Source organism: Pseudomonas sp. Irchel 3E20 (genome assembly GCF_900187645.1).
Taxonomy (GTDB): Bacteria; Pseudomonadota; Gammaproteobacteria; order Pseudomonadales; family Pseudomonadaceae; genus Aquipseudomonas.
The window spans coordinates 368,421-382,700 of the sequence record NZ_FYEE01000001.1; the positions used below are offsets into that span (position 1 = coordinate 368,421).

Below are 14,280 nucleotides of genomic sequence, written 5' to 3' on the forward strand. Positions count from 1 at the left end.
CGCGATGCGCTGGTGTCAAACCACCCGATTCAAATCGTTATGCCGCGTTTCCTTCAGGCACAGCACCGCCACCAGGCTGAGCACCGCTGCCGCCGAGACGTACCCGCCGACCCAACTCAAACCGCCCATGGCCACCAGTTTCTGGGCGAAGAACGGTGCCGCCGAGGCGCCGACAATACCGCCCAAGTTATAGGCCGCCGACGCGCCGGTGTAGCGCACGTGGGTAGGAAATAGCTCTGGCAGCAGGGCGCCCATGGGTGCGAAGGTCACGCCCATCAGGAACAGCTCGATGCACAGGAACAGTGCTACGCCCCAGGTCGAGCCTTGGGTCAACAGCGGCTCCATGAGAAACCCCGACAATATCGCCAGCACGCCGCCGACAATCAGCACCGGTTTGCGCCCATAACGGTCGCTGGCCCAGGCGGAAAGCGGCGTGGCGGCGGCCATGAACAACACGGCAAAGCACAACAGGCCGAGGAAGGTTTCCCGGCTGTAGCCCAGGGTGGAAACCCCGTAGCTCAGGGAGAACACCGTTGAAATGTAGAACAGCGCATAGCACACCACCATCGCGGCGGCGCCCAGCAGGGTCGGGGCCCAGTATTGGCTGAACAGCTCAACCAGCGGCATCTTTACCCGCTCCTGGCGGGCGACGGCGTTGGCGAACACCGGGGTTTCGTGCAGTTTCAGGCGCACATACAGGCCGACCATCACCAGCGCGGCACTGAGCAGGAATGGAATGCGCCAGCCCCAGGAGCGGAACTGTTCGTCGTCCAGGGTCATGGCCAGCGTCAGAAACAGGCCGTTGGCTGCGAGGAAACCGATCGAAGGCCCCAGTTGCGGGAACATGCCGAACCAGGCGCGCTTGCCTTTGGGCGCATTTTCCGTGGCCAGCAATGCGGCGCCGCCCCATTCCCCGCCCAGCCCCAGGCCCTGGCCGAAACGCAGCACGCACAGCAGGATCGGCGCCCAGGCGCCAATGGTGGCGTAGCCGGGCAAGACGCCAATCAGGGTGGTGCACACGCCCATCAGCAGTAACGACGCCACCAGGGTGGATTTACGCCCGATACGGTCGCCAAAATGGCCGAACAGCGCCGAACCCAGAGGGCGGGCGAGGAAAGCGATACCGAAGGTCAGGAACGCCGACAGCATCTGTGCGGTGCCGGAGGTCTGGGGAAAGAACACTGGGCCGATCACCAGCGCGGCGGCGGTGGCGTAGACGTAGAAGTCATAGAACTCGATGGCGGTGCCAATGAAACTGGCGGTGGCCACGCGGGTGGCCGAGTTGGTCGGCGCAACAGGTGCGGCGTCACTCATGGTCGTGCTGGGGGGCATGCGGATATCCCTGACAGTCTTAGGCTCCGTTGGAGCGAATTATTATGGTCGAACACCCAGGGATCAGGGCTGCGCAGGCTTGGCTCGGGATGGGAGCGCGCACCGTCAAGACGCGGTGGAGCGGGGCCGGGGACCGGCAGGTGCGGATAGCACGCGGTACGGCGGGGCTTAGGTAAGCGGGGTCGATTATAGGAAGGGGCCTAACGATCCAGCAAGGGCCGGGCGCGGGGCTTTGCGCCGCTACAGCACTTTTGTCGGCCAGATCAGCACGCGGCTGACGCGGTTGTCCTCGGTTTCGAGGATTTCCAAGCGATAGCGGCCGATTTTCAGGCACACCGCGCTCTCGGGAATGGTCTCCAATGCTTCGGTGACCAGGCCGTTGAGGGTTTTCGGGCCATCGCAAGGCAGATGCCAGCCCAGGCTCTTGTTCAGCTCGCGGATCGAGGCTGCGCCGTCGATCACCAGGCGCCCATCCGGCTGGGGCTGGATATGCGGGTTATCGAGGTTTTGTTCGTTTTCAAATTCGCCGACGATTTCTTCGAGGATGTCTTCCAGGGTGACAATGCCCAGCACTTCGCCGTATTCGTCCACCACCATGCCCAGGCGCCGCTGTTGCTTGTGAAAATTGAGCAACTGCAATTGCAGGGGTGTGCTTTCGGGCACGAAGTATGGCTCGTGACAGGCTGCCAGCAAGGCGTCCTTGGTCAGGCTGGCATCGGCCAGCAGATGGCGGATCTGGCGGGTGTTGAGCACCGCCTCGACCTGGTTGATATCGCTGTGGAACACCGGCAGCCGCGTGCGCTTGGAGGCCTTGAGTTGCTCGATGATCGCGTCAATCGGGTCGTCGAGGTTGATCCCGTCTACGTCGCTGCGCGGCACCAGGATGTCATTGACGGTGATGTTGTCCAGCGCGTGGATGCCCGACAGCAGGTGCGGGCGGTTGGCCGGGTGATCGGCGTCAGCGTGTTCATCGTGGGGCGGTGGTGCATCGTCGCTCTGCTTGACTGCGCCGGGGCGTCGGACAAACGGGCGCGCCAGCAGGTGCGCCGCACCGTTGAGCAGCCAGGCCAGCGGGTAGAGCAGCTTCAACGGCGCGCCCAGTAAGGTATTGCCGAAGCTGAGAATGGCCTCTGGGTAACGGGCGGCGAGGGTGCGGGGCAGGTATTCGGCTACTACCAGCAGCAGGCTGGTAACGATCAGGCAGGCGAGCCAGGGGCCGTTTTCCTGCCATAGGTGCAGGGCCAGCAGTGTGGTGATGATGGCTGCCAGCACTCGGCTCAGGGTGTTGCACAGGATCAGGCTTTCGCGGGGGAAACTCAGGCGCGCCAGCGGTTTATCGCCGCCGCGCGAAGCCTGGCGTCGGGCCAGTAGCTGTTGTTGGGCGACTTCGATGGCGGTGAACAGCCCCGACCACAGCACCAACAGGAGCAGTACGGCAAGCAGCGGGCCCTGGGCCAGGTTATCCATGATCGCGGCTCGTCAGATATGCAGGATGTATTCGCGAACCAGCTTGCTGCCGAAGTAGGCCAACATCAGCAGGCAGAAGCCAGCGAGGGTCCAGCGGATCGCCTTGTGCCCACGCCATCCCAGGCGTGTGCGGCCCCACAGCAACACGCTGAACACGATCCAGGCCAGGCACGCCAGCAAGGTTTTGTGCACCAGGTGCTGGGCGAACAGGTTCTCGACGAACAGCCAACCGGAAATCAGCGAAGCCGACAGGAGGGCCCAACCGGCCCAGAGGAAGCCGAACAGCAGGCTTTCCATGGTTTGCAGCGGCGGGAAATTCTTGATGAGGCCGGACGGGTGCTTGTGCTTGAGCTGATGGTCTTGCAACAGCAACAGCAAGGCCTGGAACACGGCGATGGTGAACATGCCGTAGGCCAGGATCGACAGTAGGATGTGCGCCAGGATGCCCGGCGCCTCATTGATGATCTGCACCGTACCGGCCGGGGCGAACTGCGCCAGCAGCACCGTGGCCATCCCCAGGGGGAACAGCAACAGCAGCAGGTTCTCCACCGGGATGCGCGAACAGGCCAGCAGCGTCAGGGCGATCACGGCGGCGGCGATCAGGCTGGCGGCGCTGAAAAAGTCCAGGCCCAGGCCGACAGGCGTCAACAGGTGGGTGAAGAGGCTGGCACTGTGAGCCAGGATGGCAAGGATGCCAAGCCCGATCAGCAGGCGCTTGTTCGCCTTGGCACCGGTTGCCAGGCGCGAGCCTTGATAGAGAGTCGCAGCGGCGTATAAACAGGCGGCGGCGAGTGTGGTGAGCAAACTGGGTGACAAGGGGAGCATAAATCCTGTTAGGCAAGCCCGAAAGCCGATGAGTTTGGCATAGAACCCCTAGGCACGAAAGACCATGCAAGCAGACAGCGAGGTGGGCGCCAGGCCAAGTCTTCGCTATAATCCGCGCCCTGCCCACGCCGCAGGCTCGCCTAGCGTACGTTTTTCACGGGCTGGGCCGCCATTACCCCCGGTCTACATAGGGCCTGAAAGGATCGCGCATGTTTGAAAACTTAACCGACCGTCTCTCGCAGACGCTGCGCCATGTCACCGGCAAGGCCAAGCTGACCGAGGACAATATCAAAGACACCCTGCGCGAAGTGCGCATGGCGTTGCTCGAAGCCGACGTCGCCCTGCCGGTGGTCAAGGACTTCGTCAATTCGGTCAAGGAACGCGCAGTCGGCACCGAGGTGTCGCGTAGCCTGACGCCGGGCCAGGCCTTCGTGAAGATCGTCCAGGCCGAACTCGAAAGCCTCATGGGCGCGGCCAACGAAGACCTGAACCTGAGCGCCGTGCCACCTGCCGTGGTGTTGATGGCCGGCCTGCAGGGTGCGGGCAAGACCACCACCGCGGGCAAACTGGCGCGCTTCCTCAAAGAGCGCAAGAAGAAGTCGGTGATGGTGGTGTCCGCCGACATCTACCGCCCGGCGGCGATCAAGCAGCTGGAAATGCTGGCTGGCGAAGTGGGTGTGACCTTCTTCCCTTCCGACCTGAGCCAGAAGCCGGTCGAGATTGCGCAAGCAGCTATTAAAGAAGCAAAACTGAAATTCATCGACGTGGTTATCGTCGATACCGCCGGCCGCCTGCACATCGACGAAGAGATGATGGGCGAGATCAAGGCCTTGCACGCGGCGATCAACCCGGTTGAAACCCTGTTCGTGGTCGATGCCATGACCGGCCAGGACGCCGCCAACACGGCGAAGGCCTTTGGCGATGCGCTGCCGCTGACCGGCGTAATCCTGACCAAGGTCGACGGCGATGCTCGTGGCGGCGCCGCGCTGTCGGTGCGCGCCATTACCGGCAAGCCGATCAAGTTCATCGGTATGGGCGAGAAGAGCGAAGCGCTCGAACCGTTCCATCCCGAACGGATCGCCTCGCGCATCCTGGGCATGGGCGACGTGCTCAGCCTTATCGAGCAGGCCGAACAGACCCTCGACAAGGACAAGGCCGATAAGCTGGCCAAGAAACTGAAGAAGGGCAAAGGCTTCGATCTCGAAGACTTCCGCGACCAATTGCAGCAGATGAAGAACATGGGCGGCCTCGGCGGCCTGATGGACAAGTTGCCGAACATCGGCGGCGTCAACCTGGCGCAAATGGGCAACGCCCAGGGTGCGGCAGAAAAGCAGTTCAAGCAGATGGAAGCCATCATCAACTCCATGACCCCGGCCGAGCGCCGCGACCCTGAACTTATCAGTGGCTCGCGCAAGCGTCGGATCGCCATGGGCTCTGGCACCCAGGTGCAGGACATCGGGCGCTTGATTAAGCAGCACAAGCAGATGCAGAAAATGATGAAAAAGTTCTCTGCCAAAGGCGGCATGGCCAAGATGATGCGCGGCATGGGCGGTATGTTGCCCGGCGGCGGTATGCCGAAAATGTAAAGAATCCGCGTCGGCAGCCATGCCGGCGTTTCCCGCGGGGACGCGGGATCTCCAGCAAACCCGCCATTGGTGGGCGCTGACTTGCCGTTTTGAACGACGGCTCTATAGCAGATCTGAATGGCGCGCTGAGCAGGTGCCGGAAAAAGACATTTGCAAAAGTCCGGATATTCCTTAGAATATGCGGCCTTTCGGGCACCTATGCCCGCTGTGCATTTAGATTTGCAGCACCGACTACAGGAACGATCTTCACATGCTAACAATCCGTCTTGCCCTTGGCGGCTCCAAAAAGCGCCCGTTTTACCACTTGACCGTAACCGACAGCCGCAACCCGCGCGACGGTTCGCACAAGGAACAGGTTGGTTTCTTCAACCCTGTTGCTCGTGGTCAAGAAGTTCGTCTGTCCGTGAACCAAGAGCGCGTAGCCTACTGGCTGAGCGTTGGTGCACAACCTTCTGAGCGTGTTGCTCAGTTGCTCAAGGACGCTGCTAAGGCTGCGGCCTGAGCAATATGAACGCGACGCCAGATGCAGCTGATGATTTGATCGTTATCGGCAAGATTTATTCTGTTCACGGCGTTCGCGGCGAAGTGAAGGTCTACTCCTTTACTGATCCGATTAAAAACCTGTTGGAATACAAAACCTGGACGCTCAAGCGCGAAGGCAGCGTCAAACAGGTCGAGCTGGTCAGCGGACGCGGGAACGACAAGTTCCTGGTCGCAAAGCTCAAGGGTCTCGATGATCGTGAAGAAGCGCGTCTTCTGGCCGGTTATGAGATCTGCGTGCCGCGCAACCTGTTCCCTGAATTGACCGACGGCGAGTACTACTGGTACCAGCTGGAAGGTCTGAAGGTCATCGATACTCACGGGCAACTGCTGGGAAAAATCGATCATCTTCTGGAAACCGGCGCCAATGATGTAATGGTGGTCAAGCCTTGCGCTGGCAGCCTGGATGATCGCGAACGCCTGTTGCCCTATACCGAGCAATGCGTGTTGGCCGTCGACCTGGCAGCGGGTGAGATGAAGGTGGATTGGGACGCGGATTTCTAGTCGTGGCGAGCCTGCGCGTAGAAGTTATTAGTCTGTTTCCCGAGATGTTTTCCGCCATCAGCGAGTACGGCATAACCAGCCGCGCGGTGAAACAGGGGCTGTTGCAGCTTACCTGTTGGAATCCGCGAGACTACACCACAGATCGACATCACACTGTGGACGATCGCCCATTTGGCGGTGGCCCGGGCATGGTGATGAAGATCAAACCCCTGGAAGACGCCCTGGTCCAGGCCAAGGCCGCAGCCGGGGAGGCGGCGAAGGTAATTTACCTGTCACCCCAAGGCCGTCAGCTGACACAGTCGGCGGTACGCGAACTGGCGAATGAGGAAGCACTAATCCTGATTGCCGGCCGCTATGAAGGCATTGACGAGCGCTTTATTGAGGCTCATGTCGATGAAGAGTGGTCGATTGGGGACTATGTCCTGTCTGGCGGTGAGCTGCCGGCGATGGTCCTGATAGATGCGGTTACACGACTGCTGCCCGGAGCTTTAGGGCATGCGGACTCCGCGGAGGAAGACTCCTTCACGGATGGTTTGCTGGATTGCCCGCACTACACCCGACCGGAGGTGTATGCGGATCAGCGTGTTCCCGACGTATTGCTAAGTGGCAATCACGCACACATCCGGCGTTGGCGTTTACAGCAGTCCCTTGGTCGGACCTATGAACGACGCGTCGATCTTCTGGAAAGCCGCTCGCTTTCTGGAGAAGAGAAGAAGCTGCTCGAGGAATACATCCGCGAGCGGGACGATAGTTAACAACGTATCGATGGTAAGTCCGACGACTTGCCTTAGGAGCACAGCATGACTAACAAAATCATCCTTGCACTCGAAGCAGAGCAGATGACCAAAGAGATCCCAACCTTTGCCCCGGGCGACACCATTGTCGTTCAGGTGAAAGTGAAGGAAGGCGACCGTTCGCGTCTGCAAGCGTTCGAGGGCGTTGTAATCGCCAAGCGTAACCGTGGTGTGAACAGTGCTTTCACTGTTCGTAAAATCTCCAACGGTGTTGGCGTGGAACGTACTTTCCAAACCTACAGCCCGCAAATCGACAGCATGGCTGTCAAGCGTCGCGGTGATGTTCGTAAAGCCAAGCTGTACTACCTGCGCGACCTGTCGGGCAAAGCAGCTCGCATCAAGGAAAAACTGGCTTAAGTCCAGCTTCCCGATGCAGAAAAAAGCAGCCTACGGGCTGCTTTTTTGTTGCCCGTCATAAAACCGATCCAGGCCCTTGCCCATGACCACCCGCCTCGAAGAAATCCAGCGTCGCACCGACCTGAGTGTCACCCACGTCACCAAAGCCGTGTTCCCGCCCACCACCAACCACCACAACACCCTGTTCGGCGGCACCGCCTTGGCATGGATGGATGAGGTGTCGTTCATTACCGCCACCCGTTTCTGCCGTTTGCCCCTGGTGACAGTGTCTACGGATCGCATCGACTTCAATCACGCCATCCCCGCTGGCTCCATCGTTGAGTTGATCGGGCGCGTGATTAAAGTGGGCAACACCAGCCTCAAGGTAGAAGTCGAAGTTTTCGTCGAAAGCATGAGTTGCGACGGCCGCGAGAAGGCTATCCACGGTTTGTTCAGCTTTGTCGCCATCGACGAAGCCAAGCGCCCGGTTCCCGTCTTGCCCGGGTTCGCTGACTGAGGGGCCTCTGCTTTGTGAATAGGGCGGGCTGTGAAAGACTAGCGGCCAATTACTATCGGTCGTCTTTTTTGTAGCCGGCCCCCGTTGTGATTCCCGAGTGCCCATGCCTGCCATTGACCACCCCCTGATAGATCAGTTTCTGGATGCCCTGTGGTTGGAAAAGGGTCTGTCCGACAATACCCGCCAGGCCTATCGCAGCGATCTGGCGCTGTTCAATGGCTGGATGCAGGAGCAGGGCCTTGAATTGCCGGGCGCGGGGCGCGAGTTGATCCTCGATCATTTGGCCTGGCGCTTGGAGCAGGGCTACAAACCACGCTCCACGGCCCGATTTCTGTCAGGGGTGCGTGGCTTTTATCGCTACCTGCTGCGGGAAAAATTGATCGCCATTGACCCGACGTTGCAGGTGGATATGCCGCAACTGGGTCGTCCTTTGCCCAAGTCCCTGTCAGAAGCTGACGTGGAGGCCCTGTTGGCTGCGCCAGACCTGAGCCAGGCCATCGGCCAGCGCGACCGCGCCATGCTGGAGGTGCTTTATGCCTGCGGTTTGCGGGTGACTGAACTGATTAGCCTGACTCTGGAGCAGGTCAACCTGCGCCAGGGCGTGCTGCGGGTGATGGGCAAGGGCAGTAAGGAGCGCCTGGTGCCCATGGGCGAAGAGGCGATCGTCTGGGTTGAGCGCTACATGCGTGGTGCGCGCTCGGAGCTGTTGGGCGAGCGCCCCAGCGATGTGCTGTTCCCCAGCCTGCGCGGCGAGCAGATGACCCGCCAGACCTTCTGGCACCGCATCAAGCATCAGGCGCAGGTGGCCGGCATCAGCAAGACGCTGTCGCCCCACACCCTGCGCCACGCCTTCGCCACCCATTTGCTCAACCACGGCGCCGACCTGCGGGTGGTGCAGATGCTGCTGGGCCACAGTGACCTGTCCACTACCCAGATTTACACCCACGTGGCGCGGGCACGGTTGCAGGAGATGCACGCCCAGCATCATCCGCGGGGCTGAGCCTGGCGGGCCTTATGTGGTAGGCTTTGCCGGTTTGCACAGTGGGCGTCAAAAACCGCTGTTCGCGTGCGGTGTTTTGCTCGCTTCACTAGTCCGCCTTCAGGAGTTCCCATGCGCTTGACCCACATTTTCGCCGCCGCAGCCTTTGCGTTGGCCAGTACCTTTGCCGTGGCCGATAACAGCGCCGAGCAAGCTATTCGCAAGAGCCTTGAAAACCTGCAACTCGACGTGCCGGTCGAGACCATCACCGCCAGCCCATTGGCCGGCCTGTACGAAGTCAAGCTCAAAGGCAGCCGTGTGCTCTATGCCAGCGCCGACGGCCAATTCGTGATGCAGGGCTACCTGTTCCAGTTGAAGGACGGCAAACCGGTCAACTTGACCGAAAAAACCGAACGCCTGGGCATTTCCAAACTGGTCAATGGCATTCCCGTGGCCGACACCGTGGTCTACCCGGCGATCGGCGAAACCAAATCCCACATCACCGTATTCACGGACACCACGTGCCCGTACTGCCACAAGCTGCACGCCGAAGTGCCCGAGCTGAACAAGCGCGGCATCGAAGTGCGCTACGTCGCGTTCCCGCGCCAGGGCCTCGGTTCGCCGGGCGATGAACAACTGCAAGCGGTGTGGTGTGCCAAGGACAAGAAAGTTGCCATGGACCAGATGGTCGACGGCAAGGAAATCAAGTCAGCCAAGTGCGTCAATCCGGTTTCCAAGCAGTTCGCCCTGGGTCAGTCCATTGGCGTTAATGGCACACCGGCCATCGTTTTGGCCGATGGCCAAGTGATTCCGGGCTATCAGCCAGCACCACAAATCGCCAAACTGGCCTTGGGTGCGAAATAATTTTGCGTCGCCGAGTCTTGGCGATCATGGCCCGGCGAAAACGTTCGCCGTTCCATTAACAGAGGGCCGCGCGTGTGCGGCTGTTTTCCACGGCCGACCTTGAGTCGGCCGTTTTATGGGGAGTTCAGCGTGAATCCGGTCAAAGTAGGCATCTGTGGGTTAGGTACCGTCGGTGGCGGTACCTTCAACGTACTTCAGCGTAACGCCGAGGAGATTGCCCGCCGTGCCGGGCGTGGAATCGAAGTGGCTCAAATTGCCATGCGTACGCCAAACCCTCAATGCGAGATTACCGGTACCCCCATTACCAACGATGTCTTCGCCGTCGCCACCAACCCTGAAATCGATATCGTCATCGAATTGATTGGCGGCTACACCATCGCCCGCGAACTGGTGTTGAAAGCCATCGAAAACGGCAAGCACGTGGTCACCGCCAACAAAGCGCTGATTGCCGTGCACGGCAACGAGATTTTCGCCAAGGCCCAGGAAAAGGGCGTGATCGTGGCCTTCGAAGCAGCCGTGGCTGGCGGTATCCCGGTTATCAAGGCGATCCGCGAAGGTCTGTCGGCCAACCGCATCAACTGGGTGGCGGGGATCATCAACGGCACAGGCAACTTCATCCTCACCGAAATGCGCGAGAAGGGTCGTACCTTCGAGGACGTGCTGGTCGAAGCCCAGGCCCTTGGCTATGCCGAAGCCGACCCGACGTTCGATGTGGAAGGCATCGATGCCGCCCACAAGCTGACCATCCTGGCATCCATCGCATTCGGTGTGCCGCTGCAGTTCGACAAGGCCTACACCGAAGGCATCACCAAACTGACCACCGCTGACGTGAACTACGCCGAAGCCCTGGGCTACCGCATCAAGCACCTTGGTGTCGCCCGCAGTACGCCTGCGGGCATCGAACTGCGCGTGCACCCGACGCTGATCCCGGCCGATCGCCTGATCGCCAACGTCAACGGCGTGATGAACGCGGTCATGGTCAATGGCGATGCCTGCGGCTCGACCCTGTTCTACGGCGCCGGCGCCGGCATGGAACCGACGGCTTCCTCGGTCATCGCCGACCTGGTGGATGTGGTCCGCGCCATGACCAGCGACCCGGAAAACCGCGTGCCGCACCTGGCGTTCCAGCCTGACCTGCTGTCGGCCCACCCGATCCTGCCGATCGAGGAATGCGAAAGTGCCTACTACCTGCGCATCCAGGCCAAGGATCACCCAGGCGTACTGGCCCAGGTGGCCAGCATCCTGTCGGAGCGCGGCATCAATATCGAATCGATCATGCAGAAGGAAGTCGAGGAACACGACGGCCTGGTGCCGATGATCCTGCTGACGCACCGTGTGCTGGAACAGCACATCAACGACGCCATCCGGGCACTGGAAGCGCTCCAGGGCGTGGTCGGGCCGGTCGTACGTATCCGCGTCGAACACTTGAACTAACTCAGCGGCAAGTTTCGAGCTGCAAGCTGCAGGTTAAAGCACAGTCGCTTTCAACTTGTCGCTTATGGCTTGTAGCTTGAAGCCCAAACCAAAGGTTTGCCTTTATGCGCTATATCAGCACCCGCGGCCAGGCACCGGCCCTCAATTTCGAAGATGTCCTGTTGGCCGGTCTGGCCAGCGATGGCGGTCTTTACGTACCCGAAAACCTGCCGCGCTTCACCCAGGAAGAAATAGCCTCCTGGGCGGGCCTGCCTTACCACGAGCTGGCGTTCCGGGTCATGCGCCCGTTCGTTACCGGTAGCATTGCCGACGCCGACTTCAAAAAGATCCTGGAAGAAACCTACGGCGTGTTTTCCCACAGCGCCGTGGCGCCGTTGCGCCAGCTCAACGGCAACGAATGGGTATTGGAGCTGTTCCACGGCCCCACCCTGGCGTTCAAGGACTTTGCCCTGCAACTGCTCGGCCGTTTGCTTGACCACGTGCTGCAAAAGCGCGGCGAGCGAGTGGTCATCATCGGCGCCACCTCCGGCGATACCGGCTCGGCGGCCATCGAAGGCTGCAAGCATTGCGAAAATGTCGACATTTTCATCCTGCACCCGCACAACCGCGTCTCGGAAGTGCAGCGCCGGCAGATGACCACGCTCTTTGGCGAGAACATCCACAACATCGCCATCGAAGGCAACTTTGACGACTGCCAGGAAATGGTCAAGGCCAGTTTCGCCGACCAGGGCTTCCTCAAGGGCACGCGCCTGGTGGCGGTCAATTCCATCAACTGGGCGCGGATCATGGCCCAGATCGTCTATTACTTCCACGCGGCGCTGCAGTTGGGCGGCCCGGCGCGCTCGGTGGCGTTCTCGGTGCCGACCGGCAACTTCGGCGATATCTTCGCCGGCTATCTGGCCCGCAACATGGGCCTGCCGATCAACCAATTGATCGTGGCCACCAACCGCAACGACATCCTGCACCGCTTCATGAGCGGTAATCAGTACGTCAAGGAAACCCTGCACGCCACCCTGTCGCCGTCGATGGACATCATGGTGTCGTCGAACTTCGAGCGTTTGTTGTTCGACATGCACGGGCGCAATGGCGCGGCGCTGGCCGGCCTGATGGACAGCTTCAAGCAGGGCGGCGGTTTCAGCGTCGAACAGGACCGCTGGACCGAAACCCGCAAGCTGTTCGACTCTCTGGCAGTGGACGATGAGCAGACCTGCGAAACCATCGCCGATGTCTTCGAGCAAACCGGCGAGTTGCTCGACCCGCATACTGCCATCGGTGTTCGGGCGGCCCGTGAGTGCCGACGCAGTCTGGATGTCCCGATGGTGATCTTGGGCACCGCCCACCCGGTGAAATTCCCTGAGGCTGTCGAGAAAGCTGGAGTAGGAAAAGCCCTTGAGCTGCCTGCTCACCTTTCTGATTTGTTTGAGCGAGAAGAGAGGTGCACGGTTCTGGCCAACGACCTGAAAACCGTACAGGCCTTTGTCAGTCAGCATGGCAACCGCGGCAAGCCACTTTGACCGACTAGAACTGTCACATTTTTAAGCCCGTCACCTGACGGGCTTTCGCATTTGTGCGTGCCACACTTGTCGCAGTTTCGCCCCCCAAAGGACGGGCGAATGACAGTGAAGGAAAGTGCAAATGAGGTTCTTAGAGTGGTTTAAGCCAGCCTTGAGCTGGCTGTTTTTATTGGGGGCCCTGGGGCTCACGGCAACGGCCCAGGGGGCGTCGCTGTTCGGTCGCGACATGCAGGCGGTGGGCAACGTTCTGGGCCTGGACGACGCCGAGTTGCAATGGATCCGCGAACACCCGCAAGTGGTGGTGGCTTCATTGCCGTATCCGCTGTACCTGTTCAAGGATGAAAGCGGTGAATGGGCGGGGCTGAACAACGACATTCTTGGCCGCATTTCATTGCTGACCGGCCTGCGTTTTGTCCATCAGGAAGTTTCCTCAACGGTGCAGATGCTTGAGTTGCTGGAAAATGGCACGGCAGACATGAGCACCACCCTGGCGATCAACGAGGAGCGCCGGGCATTCCTCAACTTCAGCCACGCCTACGGTGGTTCGAGCTGGGTGTTCGTGGTGCGCGCCGGCGAGTCGCAGCCGAAGGCCCTGGAACACCTCGCCGGCAAGCGGTTGGCGCTGCCTGCCCGGCATGCACTGGAGCGCAAGATCCAGCTCGATTACCCGGCCATCAAGTTGCACACCGTCATGACCCAGGCAGAGGCCAGGGCGTTGGTCGAGAACGGTGAGGTCGACGCCACCATCGAAAACGAAACAGGTGCCTATCTCTATCCGGCCGGGGCGCTCAAGGTCGGTCATAGCGTCGACGGCATCTGGGAGCCCGATCACCTGGCGATGCACAAAAAACACCCACAACTGTTGAGCATCATCAACAAGGCACTCGATGCGTTCACGGCCGCCGAGTTGCGCGCCATGCGCCAGAAATGGGTGGGCGGTATCGCGCAGACCCCACCATCACTGTGGCAGCGCCTGTACTCGTGGTTGTGCCTGGGCGGGATCGTTACCGGGGCTTTTTTCCTGATCTCGATGGCATGGCGCCGCCGGTTCAACGAGCAGGTGCAGTTGCGCCTCAAGGCCGAGCAACAACTCAGCGACCAGTTGGCTTTCCAGAGTGCGCTGCTCAATGCCATCCCCACGCCGATTTTCGTCCGCGACCAGCAGGCACGCCTGGTGCTGTGCAACAAGAGCTATGAAGAACGCTTTTCAGTGCGCCAGGACCAGGTCAAGGGCCGGTTGCTGACGGATATCGACCTGCTGCCCCGGGAAACCGCCGAGCAGTTGCACAGGGAGCTGATCGAACAGTTGGCCAGCCAGAAGTCCCGCTTCATCAATCGGCAGTTGACCTTCAGGGAAGGAACCCTGGATGTCTACCAGTGGACGGTGCCGTTCTATAGCGCCCAGGGGGAGTTGCGCGGCTTGATGGGCGGCTGGATCGAGTCCGGGGATGTGCACCGTTGAAGCCATGGGCTGTTTTCTTTGTGTCATGTTCACGGAGCATGCTGGCCTTTCCAAGGCTGGCAGGCACGTCGAACTTTTTCGCCGGGCCGCAGGTCATCTAGAAACAGCCTGCCTTCAGGCATTTCA

Annotated in this window: 14 protein-coding genes; 11 read left to right on the forward strand and 3 right to left on the reverse strand. The window is 60.5% G+C overall.

Annotated features, from left to right (window positions below):
- Positions 1-15 precede the first annotated feature (15 nt).
- The 3 genes from CKW13_RS01545 to CKW13_RS01555 all read right to left on the reverse strand — a co-directional run bounded on the left by CKW13_RS01545 (position 16) and on the right by CKW13_RS01555 (position 3,624).
- A complete protein-coding gene (locus CKW13_RS01545; RefSeq protein WP_095106273.1) occupies positions 16-1,332 on the reverse strand; it encodes an MFS transporter in 1,317 nt (438 codons plus the stop codon).
- Positions 1,333-1,572: 240 nt separating this feature from the next.
- Positions 1,573-2,799 (reverse strand): HlyC/CorC family transporter, encoded by a 1,227-nt coding sequence (locus tag CKW13_RS01550; protein ID WP_095106275.1) that lies wholly within the window; start codon positions 2,797-2,799, stop codon positions 1,573-1,575.
- A 12-nt stretch (positions 2,800-2,811) separates the two neighbouring features.
- Positions 2,812-3,624, reverse strand: a complete 813-nt coding sequence (locus CKW13_RS01555; RefSeq protein ID WP_095106277.1) for an inner membrane protein YpjD — start codon at positions 3,622-3,624, stop codon at positions 2,812-2,814.
- Between the two features lie 209 nt (positions 3,625-3,833).
- On the opposite strand from CKW13_RS01555, the gene ffh reads away from it, so the two are divergent.
- The 11 genes from ffh (at position 3,834) to CKW13_RS01610 (ending at position 14,154) form a co-directional block, all read left to right on the forward strand.
- Positions 3,834-5,210, forward strand: a complete 1,377-nt coding sequence (gene ffh, locus CKW13_RS01560; RefSeq protein ID WP_095106278.1) for a signal recognition particle protein — start codon at positions 3,834-3,836, stop codon at positions 5,208-5,210.
- 250 nt (positions 5,211-5,460) lie between these two features.
- On the forward strand, positions 5,461-5,712 hold the full coding sequence (rpsP, locus tag CKW13_RS01565) for a 30S ribosomal protein S16 (RefSeq protein WP_007944872.1): 252 nt from the start codon (positions 5,461-5,463) through the stop codon (positions 5,710-5,712).
- Between the two features lie 5 nt (positions 5,713-5,717).
- Positions 5,718-6,254: a ribosome maturation factor RimM gene (gene rimM, locus CKW13_RS01570; protein ID WP_095106280.1), complete on the forward strand. Its 537-nt coding sequence runs from the start codon at positions 5,718-5,720 to the stop codon at positions 6,252-6,254.
- A gap of 2 nt (positions 6,255-6,256) precedes the next feature.
- A complete protein-coding gene (gene trmD / locus CKW13_RS01575) occupies positions 6,257-7,009 on the forward strand; it encodes a tRNA (guanosine(37)-N1)-methyltransferase TrmD (protein ID WP_095106281.1) in 753 nt (250 codons plus the stop codon).
- 45 nt (positions 7,010-7,054) lie between these two features.
- A complete protein-coding gene (gene rplS / locus CKW13_RS01580; protein WP_003175895.1) occupies positions 7,055-7,405 on the forward strand; it encodes a 50S ribosomal protein L19 in 351 nt (116 codons plus the stop codon).
- Between the two features lie 82 nt (positions 7,406-7,487).
- Complete coding sequence (locus CKW13_RS01585) at positions 7,488-7,901, forward strand: acyl-CoA thioesterase (protein WP_095106282.1); 414 nt, start codon at positions 7,488-7,490, stop codon at positions 7,899-7,901.
- A 103-nt stretch (positions 7,902-8,004) separates the two neighbouring features.
- A complete protein-coding gene (gene xerD / locus CKW13_RS01590) occupies positions 8,005-8,901 on the forward strand; it encodes a site-specific tyrosine recombinase XerD (protein ID WP_095106283.1) in 897 nt (298 codons plus the stop codon).
- Positions 8,902-9,012: 111 nt separating this feature from the next.
- The gene (locus CKW13_RS01595; RefSeq protein WP_095106285.1) at positions 9,013-9,744 is read left to right on the forward strand and encodes a DsbC family protein; all 732 of its coding nucleotides are present in this window, start codon (positions 9,013-9,015) and stop codon (positions 9,742-9,744) included.
- A gap of 129 nt (positions 9,745-9,873) precedes the next feature.
- Complete coding sequence (locus tag CKW13_RS01600; RefSeq protein ID WP_095106287.1) at positions 9,874-11,178, forward strand: homoserine dehydrogenase; 1,305 nt, start codon at positions 9,874-9,876, stop codon at positions 11,176-11,178.
- Between the two features lie 104 nt (positions 11,179-11,282).
- Positions 11,283-12,692 (forward strand): threonine synthase, encoded by a 1,410-nt coding sequence (gene thrC / locus CKW13_RS01605; RefSeq protein WP_095106289.1) that lies wholly within the window; start codon positions 11,283-11,285, stop codon positions 12,690-12,692.
- Between the two features lie 121 nt (positions 12,693-12,813).
- Entirely contained in the window at positions 12,814-14,154 is a 1,341-nt protein-coding gene (locus CKW13_RS01610; protein WP_095106291.1) for a transporter substrate-binding domain-containing protein, read from the forward strand.
- Positions 14,155-14,280: the final 126 nt, after the last annotated feature.

Coding starts and splice junctions, on each gene's coding strand:
- CKW13_RS01545 (WP_095106273.1), bottom strand. CDS start 1,332: ATGCCCCCCAGCACGACCATGAGTGACGCCGCACCTGTTGCGCCGACC.
- CKW13_RS01550 (WP_095106275.1), bottom strand. CDS start 2,799: ATGGATAACCTGGCCCAGGGCCCGCTGCTTGCCGTACTGCTCCTGTTG.
- CKW13_RS01555 (WP_095106277.1), bottom strand. CDS start 3,624: ATGCTCCCCTTGTCACCCAGTTTGCTCACCACACTCGCCGCCGCCTGT.
- ffh (WP_095106278.1), top strand. CDS start 3,834: ATGTTTGAAAACTTAACCGACCGTCTCTCGCAGACGCTGCGCCATGTC.
- rpsP (WP_007944872.1), top strand. CDS start 5,461: ATGCTAACAATCCGTCTTGCCCTTGGCGGCTCCAAAAAGCGCCCGTTT.
- rimM (WP_095106280.1), top strand. CDS start 5,718: ATGAACGCGACGCCAGATGCAGCTGATGATTTGATCGTTATCGGCAAG.
- rplS (WP_003175895.1), top strand. CDS start 7,055: ATGACTAACAAAATCATCCTTGCACTCGAAGCAGAGCAGATGACCAAA.
- CKW13_RS01585 (WP_095106282.1), top strand. CDS start 7,488: ATGACCACCCGCCTCGAAGAAATCCAGCGTCGCACCGACCTGAGTGTC.
- xerD (WP_095106283.1), top strand. CDS start 8,005: ATGCCTGCCATTGACCACCCCCTGATAGATCAGTTTCTGGATGCCCTG.
- CKW13_RS01595 (WP_095106285.1), top strand. CDS start 9,013: ATGCGCTTGACCCACATTTTCGCCGCCGCAGCCTTTGCGTTGGCCAGT.
- thrC (WP_095106289.1), top strand. CDS start 11,283: ATGCGCTATATCAGCACCCGCGGCCAGGCACCGGCCCTCAATTTCGAA.
- CKW13_RS01610 (WP_095106291.1), top strand. CDS start 12,814: ATGAGGTTCTTAGAGTGGTTTAAGCCAGCCTTGAGCTGGCTGTTTTTA.